A 12,911-nucleotide genomic window follows, 5' to 3' on the forward strand; every position below is an offset into this window, starting at 1 on the left:
CTTTTTTTAAGCCTCGCCGCTGTTATCTTGCTGCATCAGCGATACGCTGCGTTGCGGCGTGAACGTGGAGATGGCGTGCTTGTAGACCATTTGCTGGCGTCCGTCGCTGTCAATGACGATCGTAAAATTGTCAAATGCCTTGATCGTTCCGCGGATTTGAAAGCCATTAGTCAGATAGACCGTAGCTGGAATGTTTTCTTTCCGCAGTTGGTTCAAGAACGTATCTTGGATGTTGATGGACTTGTTCATTAGCCGTACCCCCATTGGTTCATTTGAATTCGTGTTTAAGTAATATTCAATATCGCTGAGTAGCTTTCGTGCTATTATATCATGAACAGTTTCATATAATCCACAAAAACCCCTTGTCTGCTATTTGCAGCTATGTGTGAGCTTCGCTTGCAACTAGAAGACTTATCCATTATACACCGCTTGGCAAAATTGCAAAAGAGGGACAAATTCTTACTTTCCCAAGGCTTTTCTTCTATTCTTCCTGGTCTGTTAACGGTTCCCCCTATTCCTTGGATAACGGAATATTTTGCCGTTTTTATTCTATCCTTGATCAGAAGTTTCAAGTAGGTATTGGTCTTGAACATTAAATAAATACCCAGATCAGGGCCATTAAACCCGCAATTGCGAAAGTAACTAATATTGTATACGACACCAGTTATCCCCTCTTTTAATGACATCCTTTTCCTAAAAAAATAAAGAACCTCTACCTTTTATTTCAAAAGATAGAGGTTCTAAAGGCCTAAATATCGGGTGCGAAAGGCACCTTCTATATTCAGCCAAACTTGCGTGTGATCATCTCACATACCTGAGTATAATTTCCATTAAAATCTGTGGTATCCGTCATATCCACCCATTCAATGTCCTTCATATGACGGAACCAGGACAATTGCCGCTTGGCAAAACGGCGTGTATCCCTTTTTAGCCACTCTACCGCAGCCTCCCAGCTGACTTCACCCTGAAGATAAGCCGCAATTTCCTTATAGCCGAGTCCCTGCATGGAGATATGCCCCCTCGCTACCCCTCGCTCCAGTAAAGACTTGACCTCATCTACCAGACCCTGCTCGATCATCAGATCAATTCGCTCTTCCACTCTCTCATACAGCTTTTGACGATCCATGGTCAACCCAACAATAAGCAGATCATACGGAGACTCTTTTTTCTGGGCAGCGAGCTGCTCAGACCACTTTTCACCTGTGAGGTGATAGATTTCGAGCGCACGAACAATTCGGCGTTGATCGTTTGGATGCAGTCGATCTGCACTGACGGGATCAACGTCCCGTAACTTGTCGTGCAATGCCTGCGGGCCATGTTGCTCTGCATAACGGAACTGTTCATCCCGGAACGCTTCATCCGAGCCACTTTCCGAGAATTGAAAGCCGTAACTTACCGATTCCACGTACAGACCGGTGCCACCAACAATAAAAGGCAACTTGCCGCGCTCATGGATTTCCCCAATCAGACGTGTGCAGCTCTCCTGAAATTCCGCCACGGAATAGGGATATTCCGGTTCATGGATGTCAATGAGGTGATGGGGTATACCCTTCATTTCATCGCGAGTAATTTTCGCCGTCCCGATATCCATTTCCCGATATACCTGCATGGAATCCCCCGAAATTATCTCGCAATTAAACGCCTGTGCAACCTCAATACTCATTCTTGTTTTGCCTACTGCTGTTGGTCCGACCAGTACAAGCAGTTTCGGTTTAACTTCCACTTTCAACATTAATCACTCCGTACAGTGTTTTTGCATTGCCCCGGTCGTGCACTTCAAAACCGAGTCTCGTAAACTCCGCGCTGCCGCGCTTCTCTTTCATAACTACCCGCTTGCGGGCAACCCGTTTTGCTTCAATAACACTCTGTTCATCCAGTGCGCTTGGATTCGCATAATCCCGCAAAGGCTGGATGGCACTTGAATCGAGCATCGGTTCACGGAACATCGGGTCAAAATAGACCGTATCACAGCTTCGATCGGGCATGGAACGCAGCAAATCAAGATGATTTGCGTGACGCAGCTCAATGCGCCGGAAAGCTTCGTTTACCGCAGGCTTAATGCTTTCATATTGAGACATGCCCTCTACTAATAGTGTGTACAGCGGGAGGGAGCTCTCACATGCGATGACCCGACCACTTTCGCCCACCGCCACCGAAAAGACCAACGCATCGGTGCCGAGTCCGGCAGTACAATCGATAATGGTATCCCCTTCAAGCACAGCTCCCGCTTCCAGCATTGGGTCTGCCTCTCCCCTTAACACACGTTTGGCGCGTACAAATCCCATGCTGGGGTGAAACTCAAGCAGCGGTGAATCCGGACGAAACAAACGTACTTTACCCTGAAGCACAACAACAACCTCATCTATCCCATAATGTGCAATCAGTGTAGGTAAAGACATTTTTTTGCGTGGTATATAGGTGCCTCCTGTTGTTTCCGCAAGGTTTCGCGCACGTTCCACAAGGTGGCCTGCTTCCTTTTCACCGGTTGTAATATACATAACTTCCTCCTAAATAGCTACATGACCCGTTTGAACAATTTCTCCAGATCATAGGTTGAAAATGAAACCACAATCGGTCTCCCGTGTGGACAAGTATACGGTTGACGGCACGAACCAAGACGCTGAATCAGCACTTCCGCCTCCTGATCCGTCAGTTTCTGATTGGCTTTGATGGAAGCCTTGCAAGAGCACATAATGGATGCCGCTTCTCGCATCTTGGCAACATCAATACTACGTTCGCTCAGAACCCATTCTGCCATCTCCTCAATAATGTCTTTCTCATCCCCTTTTGGGAACCAGAACGGATGGGAACGTACCCGGAAGGTCTGCCCGCCGAAATGCTCCAAGTACACACCTGCCTGCTCGAACCAAGCCAGCCTGGTTTTAAGCTTTTCGGTCTCGGAAGGAGTAAACTCCAGCGTAATGGGCAGCAACAGTTCCTGTGACGCCTGAGCCGGACTGCCAAACTGCTCGTAGTAATACTCATAATTCACCCGTTCATGCGCGGCATGCTGATCGATCAGATATAGACCATCTTGATTTTGTGCAATCAAATACGTTCCATGGTGCTGCCCAATCAGACTTAGTTCGGGAAACGCAGGCATGGAAACATCCGATTTAACGGCAGATGCCAGCCTGGCTGGGTCCGGTAAACTTGGAGCCTTCCAGCTTCGCTCTCCTTTTGCACCTGCCGCAGATGGGTTATAAGATGAACGTCCTTCTCTAACCGGAGAATCCACCGAATTGGAACGATAGTCAGGAGCCGGAGGCTGCGAAGCAGATGGTCTACCATCCACAGTTGAAGGTATGGCATCTTGCGAAACACCATCTGTAGCAGCACCGTTACTTCCACTCACAGCTGAAGCTGGATCGTTATGGGAACTTTCGTTATCACTATAATTATACTTCAGAACATTAGATCCTGAGTCTCCGCTCAACACCCCGAATGGACTGTAGGATGGCGGAAGCTCGGGAGGAGGTTCGGGCAAAGGCAGCGTCTGACCCTCCATGTTGCCATCAGTACCTGACTGCACATCAGCCGGAGCATCCAAATCCAGATCATCATCCTCCGAGGTCATTTTACCGGGTTCAGCATGTTTCCCTAAAGGACCCGATTGCCCATAACCTGCGGATTCAGCTTCGTCCTTTAGCGGCCCTCTCGGGAAAAGAAATTGTTCCTGAATAAAGGAGCTATTATCTCCACGTCTAATCTGCTGCTTGGTTACCTGTGGAATGAGTACTTCCTTCCGTAATATTCCACGCAGTGTTGTTTCTATAAACTCGTACAGCTCCGCTTCCTTGCTGAAGCGAACCTCCAGCTTCGCCGGATGCACATTCACATCAACCAGGGATGGGTGCATCTCCAATTGCACTACGACAAGTGGAAACCGATTAATAGGCAGCAAGGTATGATACGCCTTCAGAATAGCCTGGTTGAGCCCATAATTCCGAATATATCGTCCGTTTACAATGGTTGACATGCCGCCACGATTGGCACGAGTCCATTCCGGCAGACTGATTAGCCCGCTCACACGATAGTCCAGACTTTCTCCCTGAATGAGGAGCATGGCTTTGGCGGCACTTGTACCATAGATCGCTGCAACCACTTGCAGCAGATCCCCGTTGCCCAGCGTCTGAAGCAGCGTATTTTCATTATGACGCAGCGTGAACGAGATGTTAGGATGGGACATGGCCATGCGATAGAGAACATCCGAGATATGTCCCAGCTCGGTCTGGATCGTTTTCATATATTTAAGCCTGGCTGGTGTATTGAAAAATAGTTCTTTCACCTCAAAATCCGTGCCTTGGGGTGAGGTTGCATCCTCATGCGAGAGAAGTTTGCCTCCCTCAATCACGATTCGGCGCCCTCGCCCGTCATTGCCGCTAGCCGATAACACTTCCACCTTGGAGACAGCGGCGATACTCGCCAAGGCTTCTCCCCGGAATCCAAGACTTGTGATCTGAAACAGATCGCGACCATGAGCTATTTTACTGGTTGCATGACGATAGAAGGCCTTTTCCATATCCTCAGGTTCGATACCGGAACCATTGTCTTTAACCCGAATACGAAGCAGCCCGCCCTCTTCCACCGTAACATCAATCTTGGAGGCGCCTGCATCCACTGAGTTTTCGAGCAACTCCTTAACGACTGAAGCAGGTCGTTCAACCACCTCACCTGCCGCAATCTGGTTGGCAATATGTTCATCAAGCACATGAATTTTCGCCACAGGTTTTCCCCTCCTCTATACTCAGGATAATTGCTGTGCCTTCAATTTAAGATCATTCAATATCTGCATCGCCTGAAGCGGGGTCATGTTCATCACATCAATATCTTTCATAGTGCGAATAAACTCCCGGGCAGGCTTGTCCACTGCAACTACATCCGATTTCGGAGCTATACCCGGCTCGTCATCACCAAAGATGGACAGTTGAACCACGTCCGCATGTTTGGAGCCTGTCTGCTTCTTGCTGGCTGGTTTATGGGCTTGTTGCTGGTCTGATGAATCCTCAATTAAAACACCGAAGTCAACCTTCTCCACAGTCTCATGTTCCCGTATTAATGAGGAATGGTCTGTAGACTGAAACTCCACGCCATGAACTTGTTCATCCGGTTGCCGCTTGTCATTCCCGGCAAATTCACTTCCAACGGCAACTTGAGCTGCGGCATGCTCAAAACCATGCAGCAATCCATTTGCCCGCTCGATGATGCTATCCGGCAGACCTGCAAGTCGTGCACAATAAATTCCGTAACTGCTGCTGGCAGCCCCGGCAATCAATTTGCGGAGGAAATTAACCTTGTCCCCACTCTCCTGAACGGCCATGGAGTAGTTCGCCAGCTTGTCCAGACTTTCCTCCAGATGAGCAAGCTCGTGGAAGTGTGTGGATACAAGCGCTTTACAGCCAATGATATCATGCACATATTCAATCACGGACTGCGCAATCGCCATGCCTTCACTGGTGGATGTCCCCCGTCCCAATTCGTCGATAATAATCAGACTGCGCGGTGTTGCTTTATCCGTCATGACCTGAATGTCGGCCATCTCGACCATAAACGTACTCTGTCCCCCGATGAGATCGTCTGCCGCACCAATCCGTGTGAAAATGCGATCCATGATCGGTACCTCAGCTTGTCCAGCCGGCACGAAACAGCCGATCTGCGCCAGAATCGAAATCAGCGCCACTTGCCGCATATAGGTACTTTTCCCGGCCATATTCGGACCGGTAATCAGCAGAATTTGAGCCTCTTCCTTGCGCATGGCTGTATTATTGGCAATAAAAGCTCCATCTCGCATCACGGCTTCAACCACCGGATGACGACCTTGTTCCACAACCAGATTGTAACCATCGGTTAATGTAGGCCGTACGAAATTACGTTCCGCACTGATAACGGCAAACGATTGATATACATCAATCTCCGCGACCAGTTCAGCCAACTTCTGCAGCCTGGCGATCTCCTGATTCAGCCGTTCCCGCAATTCCGCGAACAAGCCGTATTCAATATCAACCATTTTGTCCTGAGCTTCAAGAATCAGTGTCTCTTTCTCTTTCAGCTCTGGCGTAATATAACGCTCCGCATTGGCAAGTGTTTGCTTCCGCTCATAACGCCCTTCCGGCAGAGAAGCCAGGTTCGACTTGGTAATTTCGATATAGTACCCAAATACTTTGTTGTAACCGATTTTCAACGAGCGGATACCAGTCGCTTCACGCTCTCTGGCTTCCAGTTCTGCAATCCACTGTTTGCCATTCACCGAAGCTTCCCGGAGCTCATCCAGCCGCTCATGATATCCTTCACGGATCAAGCCTCCATCTCTCACGGACACTGGCGGCTCATCAACGATAGCCTCAACGATTGCATCACGCAGATCACTACAATCATCCATAATGCCAGCAATATGCTGTAACGTCGTGGATGGAGAATCTGCACAATACTGACGGAGCCCCGGAATTTTGTCCAATGACATCTTCAGCGCATTCAGATCCCTACCATTGGCGTTACCAAAGGCAATGCGGCCCACCAGGCGTTCCAGATCGTAGATGTCTTTGAGTTCTGCACGCAGATCCTCCCGCAATATAAACTGGTTATACAGCGTATCTACCGCTTCCAGCCGCTCATTAATTTTGCCTTTTTGCAGCAAAGGTTTATCGACCCAGCGACGCAGCATTCGGGCACCCATGGACGTCTCTGTCCGGTCCAGCAGCCACAGTAACGAACCTTTTTTGGAACGTTCACGGACGGTTTCCACCAGTTCCAGGTTGCGCCGAGTAAACGGATCGAGAATCATAAAGTGATCCGGCTCGTACGTTGAAACCTGTGTTAATTGTCCAAGTGAACGTTTCTGTGTCTCACTTAAATAGGAGAACAGACGCGCAATACAGGCTTGACGTTCAGGCTCCAGACGTGCCCATACCGCTTCGCCGAATTGCTGCCGCACTAGATCTTCCTTACTCTTTGTCCACGGCGTATAGACCACAGGACGGCCGATTGGAGATGCCTGGGTAGCAACTGTATCCAGTAACGCCGCATCCCCCACCAGTTCCGAGGGTTCATAGATCCCGATCTCATCCTTTAGCCACTCCTGGGAGTATGGGACAGAGGTCACGTAGAGCTCCCCGGTAGACAAGTCACAGGCAGCTAGTGCAAGTGTGTTCTGGTTCCCCGTCAGGCAAACCATATAATTGTTGGACTTGTCCCCCAATGTCTTGCCTTCCATTACTGTTCCGGGCGTGATGACTCGTACAATTTCGCGTCGTACCATGCCTTTGGTAACCGTTGGATCTTCCATTTGTTCACAAATGGCTACCTTGTATCCTTTTTCAATCAAGCGCTGTATGTAATTGTCAGCCGAATGATAAGGCACGCCACACATCGGGATTTTATCTTCTCCCCCGCCTGCGCGTGCTGTTAATGTAATTTCAAGCTCACGGGCCGCATTGACCGCATCCTCGAAGAACATTTCATAGAAATCACCTAATCTAAAAAAAAGAAAAGCGTCCTGCGCTTCGGCCTTCACTTGCAAATATTGTTGAATCATTGGCGTATACTGAGCCATGAGTATCCTCCATCCGTTCCTATGATGTCAGGAAGAGGCGCTGACCCGGAAGGAGCAATAAGGCGGTCAGGCACTTTATTCGTGCCTCCGCCTCATGTTTCGGCCATCCGCCGCTTCCCTCACAGGTTGCTGTTCCATTTCTCCCATAACGATAATCAAAATTGTCTTAATTCTCATTATACCAAAAAAGTGCCCACTCTTCATGAACCTGCTCGAATATTCCAGAGTTTACGTATATCCCGACTCTCATCCCATGTCCTCCCCTGTCTTAATTGGCTAATTAAAGGAGCCGCATAACGTTCATAGCGCTCATAATCATCCATTTGTGTCAGGTCATCCAGCAGGGCTGAAATAGGTGCCTGCATTATTTCGCGGTTCCCTTCATAAAAGGCGGTATGGATTGCCTCCTTCGCCAATGGACGTTGACGGAGTTGACTATAGCCACCAGCAATCAGACCAGCCAGCGCTACGACACCTTTGGCAACCAGAGGAGATACCAGAAAGCTCGGCAATGTGCGGTATTCGAATCCACCGTAGGATTTCAGCCGAAAATCACCCAGTGCCCCATACCGCGGGCGTCTCCCTGAACCTCGCGGGTCCTGAAGAATGGCAAGCGGCAAAGCAAGATAATTGTCCAAAGCACGCAGCAGTTCTCCGTTCAGTGTCACACCACTGAAATGAACATGTCCGCCAAGCGGCAGTCCTCGCTGGGGCATCCCCCCTGCCTGCCAAATCAGCGAATGGTCGCTAATGCTGCGTGAGGCTACCGCAAAGGCCCTCATCAGATGTGCCAGCAGTTCACGCGGCTCGGAGCTGGGCGCTGGGCGCAGTTCCGCTACCGGATATATTCGCCGTCCGCCGATCGTCACGGAATCACAGCCTGCTACACCTGTGCGTTCCAGAAATCGGGAAGCCGGTACGATTTTGGATTCAGGCATCTGCACAAGCAGGAACTCGGGGTCCATTCCAAGTGTAGGTGCTGTATTCCGATGCCGCTCTTCATCCAGTTCAGACTGAAGCTGTTTCCATCCTGCGCGGTACATGGCAGAGAGGTCGGTCATGCCCTTCCAAGGTCTCGGATCAATCGAGACGACAGCGCACCCGCTTTTCCCTGTAGCCTCCAGTCTTACAGCTCCGTGATCCAGTCCGACTGTGTACAATGTTTTGACGGCAAGCCGTTCAATGCGTTTGAACAACGTCGAAGCAGCATCCGGGTCCAGCACACTTTCTTGAGCTCCACCCATGCCGCTGGTATCTCTGCGTTTGATTCGGATCGCTTGCAGGCAGCATATCTCTACATCATAACGTACACGCAGGCCCAACTCTCGGGCACGCCTGCTCTGCGAGGACATCACTTCAATGCCGGATCGCTTCAGGCGATCGGTCCGTTCCCTAGGGAGCATGCGTTCATATCGGCGCACCGCTTCCTCAGCCTCTTCCGTCACATTCATCTTGTCCCTCCTTCCCCATCGCCCAAAAACGAAAACAACTCCACAAGGTGGAGCCTTCCTTCGAGAGGTATTTCAACGCACATCCAGGAGCCTCATAGATCCTATAAATAATAATTATGAAAAAAGAGGGCTTGCGCCCTCTTCGCTGCCGCTTCCGGCGCATATAATACCCTAACTAATCGTTCTAGTGCGATGAAATTACAGTTCATCGTCCAGCAGGTCGGGATCGAGATCGTCATAATCTCCATTACCACTGCCAAAGTCATAATCCTTGTCTTCGTAATCTCCACAACCATCCGTGCACACTTTCACACAAACTTTAGTCTCGGCGACCAGCTCTACAGCGAATTCCCGTTCCACCCGGATAATTACGCTGCCTCCACCTGCCGACACCGTGGCTTCCACACAGCTCGGTTCCTGCGTTGCATCCGCAGATACCTCTACTGTGGTAGCCCGGTGTTTCGGGTCCAGATAGGACAAAGGCACATGTTCTACATACGACACTGTTTCTTTGGCTACATCCGTCTGTGAATTTTTGTCATAGGAATACCAAATGTTGATATCGTAAGTACCAATAACTTCAATTCCGTCCCCCGCTGATACGGCTTCATATTGGTGGTTGATAATCCAAGCCCCCAAAATACTGGTCGGACCATGTGGCGGAGTCACGGTATGTGTTACGGTAGAGAACTTACGACCTTTGCCGCAGATCGCCTTCGTGATGATCTCTCTACATTGATGTTTATGACTCAATGACATCTTTAAACCTCCTCCATACAATCATTCTTTACAAGTGTATGCAGGGCATCCGTCTAGGGTGACAACTATTTTCTATTATTCATTTGTAGATTGGGACCGGTCCGATACCGGAGACGGTGCTTTGTCCTTCTTGGCTATTTTCAGATACAGCGCGAGTTCCCGGCACAGCTGGAGAATCGCGGAGCGAATCTCGAATTCTTCCCTTGTATCCGGCAGATCCATTCGCCTGAATTCTTCCTGCACATCTGCGAGAAGTTTTTCGGTTCGTCCCGTGTAAGATTCGGTCAACACATCCTGGCTAAGCTGATCAAACAGCTCTGACACCATCTCCGCATGCGGCATCTTCTGATAGATCTGGGAGACCAGATGCATCATATGCTGGATGGAATCCAGCTGCGTTTTGCGCATATAAAAGTAAACACTCCAGCCCTCGTTCGGGTGGATGACCTGATTCTCCAATGAACGTTTGGCTGCTTCAATGCCGCCAAGGACAGCCTTGTCGGCTTCAATCAGTTCTTTTCCTGCCCAGACTTCGTTGGGATTTCGCAACGTGGCTGCAAATTCCTTGAAGATGACCGAGAATAATTCATCGATCCTTTTGCGGATACGCAGCATCTGCGGATCAGCAGCCGGCATGTAGGCCAGATTGACCACCATTGCGGAACCAAGGCCAACCAACAGCAATCCAATTTGTACCAGAACGACATGGACGTCCATTTCTCCGCCGCCAAATACCCGAAACACTACGACAGACCCCGTCACAATACCTTCCTTGAACCCTGCCCGGACTATAACCGGAAACGCAATCAGTATGTAGACCGCCAGCACCCAGTAATGGAAGCCGAGAAAGTGAAAAAGTACACTTGCAAATAAAAGCCCCACTACGGAAGCGAAGAATCGGGCAGAAATGGTACGAATACTTCTTTTTCGAGTTACGTCCACGCCCAGAATGGCGAGCAAACCCGCCGATGTTGGTCCAGGCAAGCCGCACCAGTCCGCAATCAGCACGGCCATCAGCGCGGCTATTGCGGTTTTTATTACCCTAAAACCCATCTAACATTCCTCTCCTCTAAGCTGCAAAAATGTCAAAGCAAGCGCGTCACACCTCTCCACATGACCGCTTGTCCGATACCTGTAGAACGACTTTCGCATATCATTCCCTAGTATTACTCATCCTGCCACAAACCATTTCATCTCCACTAAAAAAGAATGCAGCGAAAGAATTTCATATCATTTCGGACACAATGCCCAGTAAACGGCATCAACCGACATGCGCATGCATGCCGGTCACAATAACACGCCCCGGATGAGGGACGCTGGCAATTTGATTGATGCGACGGAAGCCTCTAGGCCCTCTTCTCCAATCGTCGCATTCATTCCGGACTGCGCGGAATATTCGTATTAGTATGGTACTTGATTTTACGGGTTCGGGCAACGTGACACCTCTTGTGAAATTGTATACATATCGTAAAGCACTCTTTTACACACGCATACTTTGCAAAATTACCTGCGTCCTGCCAGCAGCTTGCGTTCCACATAAACAACGAGTTGATACATCGCTGTCGCTACCGCTGCAATAATCAATAAACTGGACAAAACCAGAGTGAAATTGAACACTTGGAATCCATAGATGATCAGATACCCCAGCCCCTGCTTGGCGACCAGAAATTCACCCACGATCACCCCAACCCAGGCCATGCCCACGTTTACTTTTAAGGTAGAGACAATGGCGGGAAAGGAAGCGGGCAATACCACTTTGGTAAAAATTTCGGAGCGATCGCCACCAAACGTGCGGATGACTTTAATATAATTCTGATCCACTTCATTGAAGCTGTTATACACAACAAGTGTCGTTATAATCACCGTAATTGACAAGGTCGTCATAACAATCGCCGTAAAACCGGCACCAAACATGACAATAAAAATCGGACCCAGCGCTACCTTCGGCATACTGTTAAATACAACCATGTAAGGATCAAGCACCTTGGACAAAAAAGGAGACCACCAGATCAGGACCGCAAGCAGCGTTCCGACGAGTGTCCCCAGCAAAAAACCAACTGCCGTTTCCCCAACGGTTACACCGACATGCGCCCATAACTCCCCGCTGGCAATGTCCTTGCCAATCTGATTGAAAATTTTGCTTGGATAACTGAACAAGAGCACGTCGATCCAGCGCAGTCGTCCCGCCAGTTCCCACAACAAAAACATACATACCAGCATGGACAGCTGCACAGCCAGCACTTTATGACGCCATCTGGCGACCTGCTGAATATGACTTTGGTGCAGCTGTTTCATCCAGTCATCACGCATTTCCTGCTTCTTCTGATTCGCATGATTCACCCGTTCTTCTCACCTCCTCCGGACTGTTCCAGTTCGCTCCATAACGCCTGAAACAGCTCATTGAAACCTTGCTGCTCCCGCGCGTAAAAAGGTTGCACGTTTCGCAGCTCCTCAGGGATGATGAACTCCCGCCGAATGCGACCCGGATTGCGATCAAGCACTATAACGCGATCACTGACAGCGATAGCTTCCGACAGGTCATGAGTGACAAGCACCGAAGTTTTACCGGACGCCTTCAAAGTGTCTGATACCAAATCCTCCAATTGCAGCTTGGTTTGATAATCAAGCGCAGAGAAGGGTTCATCAAGCAAGAGTATTCCCGGGTCTGTAGCCAGTGTGCGTACCAGCGCCACGCGTTGCCGCATACCCCCGGATAGCTCGGAAGGATACTGGTCTTCGGTGCCAGCGAGACCCATGCCTGCCAACAGCTCCCTCGCACGTTCACGGCTCCGTTCATCGAGCGTACCTGTCAGTTCAAGTCCGATCAGGACATTGTCCAGAATGGTCCGCCATGGAAACAGATAATCCTGTTGCAGCATATAACCGATCTGGGCAGAAGGACCCTCGATGCGTTTACCTTTAACTTGGACCTCGCCTGCGGTCGGGGTGAGCAGCCCGGCGATGATCGACAGCAACGTGGTTTTACCACATCCGCTGGGGCCAACAAGACTGACGAACTCCCCTTGCTTGACCTGAAGACTCAGATTTTCAATAACCAGTGAAGCTTCACGCTCACTGACATAAACTTGCGAAATCCCTTCCAGTTTGATCACCGTTTCGGATTCAGGCATATGTGCTCACTTCCTTTCCTG

General features: G+C 49.7%; 10 protein-coding genes. All 10 read right to left on the bottom strand.

Going from position 1 to position 12,911, the window contains the following annotated elements; all coding sequences use genetic code 11:
- Positions 1 to 6: 6 nt before the first annotated feature.
- Positions 7 to 249, bottom strand: coding sequence for an RNA chaperone Hfq (hfq, locus tag ACFTRD_RS16385; protein WP_017687918.1), 243 nt, complete (start codon positions 247 to 249; stop codon positions 7 to 9).
- 532 nt (positions 250 to 781) lie between these two features.
- Positions 782 to 1,732 (bottom strand): tRNA (adenosine(37)-N6)-dimethylallyltransferase MiaA, encoded by a 951-nt coding sequence (gene miaA / locus ACFTRD_RS16390; protein ID WP_379381864.1) that lies wholly within the window; start codon positions 1,730 to 1,732, stop codon positions 782 to 784.
- Positions 1,713 to 2,498, bottom strand: coding sequence for a class I SAM-dependent methyltransferase (locus ACFTRD_RS16395; protein ID WP_379381866.1), 786 nt, complete (start codon positions 2,496 to 2,498; stop codon positions 1,713 to 1,715). The genes miaA and ACFTRD_RS16395 overlap by 20 nt, the downstream gene beginning before the upstream one ends.
- A 17-nt stretch (positions 2,499 to 2,515) precedes the next feature.
- Positions 2,516 to 4,726 (bottom strand): DNA mismatch repair endonuclease MutL, encoded by a 2,211-nt coding sequence (mutL, locus tag ACFTRD_RS16400; protein ID WP_379381868.1) that lies wholly within the window; start codon positions 4,724 to 4,726, stop codon positions 2,516 to 2,518.
- A 21-nt stretch (positions 4,727 to 4,747) separates the two neighbouring features.
- Positions 4,748 to 7,549 carry a DNA mismatch repair protein MutS gene (mutS, locus tag ACFTRD_RS16405; RefSeq protein ID WP_379381870.1) on the bottom strand — a complete coding sequence of 934 codons (2,802 nt, stop codon included), beginning with the start codon at positions 7,547 to 7,549 and terminating at the stop codon, positions 4,748 to 4,750.
- Positions 7,550 to 7,749: 200 nt separating this feature from the next.
- Entirely contained in the window at positions 7,750 to 9,000 is a 1,251-nt protein-coding gene (locus ACFTRD_RS16410; RefSeq protein WP_379381872.1) for a putative amidoligase domain-containing protein, read from the bottom strand.
- Positions 9,001 to 9,198: 198 nt separating this feature from the next.
- Positions 9,199 to 9,759 (bottom strand): outer spore coat protein CotE, encoded by a 561-nt coding sequence (locus ACFTRD_RS16415; protein WP_379381874.1) that lies wholly within the window; start codon positions 9,757 to 9,759, stop codon positions 9,199 to 9,201.
- Between the two features lie 75 nt (positions 9,760 to 9,834).
- Complete coding sequence (locus ACFTRD_RS16420; RefSeq protein ID WP_379381876.1) at positions 9,835 to 10,812, bottom strand: aromatic acid exporter family protein; 978 nt, start codon at positions 10,810 to 10,812, stop codon at positions 9,835 to 9,837.
- 450 nt (positions 10,813 to 11,262) lie between these two features.
- Positions 11,263 to 12,054, bottom strand: a complete 792-nt coding sequence (locus ACFTRD_RS16425) for an ABC transporter permease (RefSeq protein ID WP_379383089.1) — start codon at positions 12,052 to 12,054, stop codon at positions 11,263 to 11,265.
- A 41-nt stretch (positions 12,055 to 12,095) separates the two neighbouring features.
- A complete protein-coding gene (locus ACFTRD_RS16430; protein ID WP_379381886.1) occupies positions 12,096 to 12,890 on the bottom strand; it encodes an ABC transporter ATP-binding protein in 795 nt (264 codons plus the stop codon).
- Positions 12,891 to 12,911: the final 21 nt, after the last annotated feature.

It is taken from the genome of Paenibacillus sp. NPDC056933, from assembly GCF_042674385.1.
In the GTDB taxonomy this organism is placed as follows: domain Bacteria; phylum Bacillota; class Bacilli; order Paenibacillales; family Paenibacillaceae; genus Paenibacillus.

Coding starts and splice junctions, on each gene's coding strand:
- ACFTRD_RS16430 (WP_379381886.1), bottom strand. CDS start 12,890: ATGCCTGAATCCGAAACGGTGATCAAACTGGAAGGGATTTCGCAAGTT.
- mutS (WP_379381870.1), bottom strand. CDS start 7,549: ATGGCTCAGTATACGCCAATGATTCAACAATATTTGCAAGTGAAGGCC.
- ACFTRD_RS16395 (WP_379381866.1), bottom strand. CDS start 2,498: ATGTATATTACAACCGGTGAAAAGGAAGCAGGCCACCTTGTGGAACGT.
- hfq (WP_017687918.1), bottom strand. CDS start 249: ATGAACAAGTCCATCAACATCCAAGATACGTTCTTGAACCAACTGCGG.
- ACFTRD_RS16415 (WP_379381874.1), bottom strand. CDS start 9,759: ATGTCATTGAGTCATAAACATCAATGTAGAGAGATCATCACGAAGGCG.
- miaA (WP_379381864.1), bottom strand. CDS start 1,732: ATGTTGAAAGTGGAAGTTAAACCGAAACTGCTTGTACTGGTCGGACCA.
- ACFTRD_RS16420 (WP_379381876.1), bottom strand. CDS start 10,812: ATGGGTTTTAGGGTAATAAAAACCGCAATAGCCGCGCTGATGGCCGTG.
- ACFTRD_RS16425 (WP_379383089.1), bottom strand. CDS start 12,054: ATGAAACAGCTGCACCAAAGTCATATTCAGCAGGTCGCCAGATGGCGT.
- ACFTRD_RS16410 (WP_379381872.1), bottom strand. CDS start 9,000: ATGAATGTGACGGAAGAGGCTGAGGAAGCGGTGCGCCGATATGAACGC.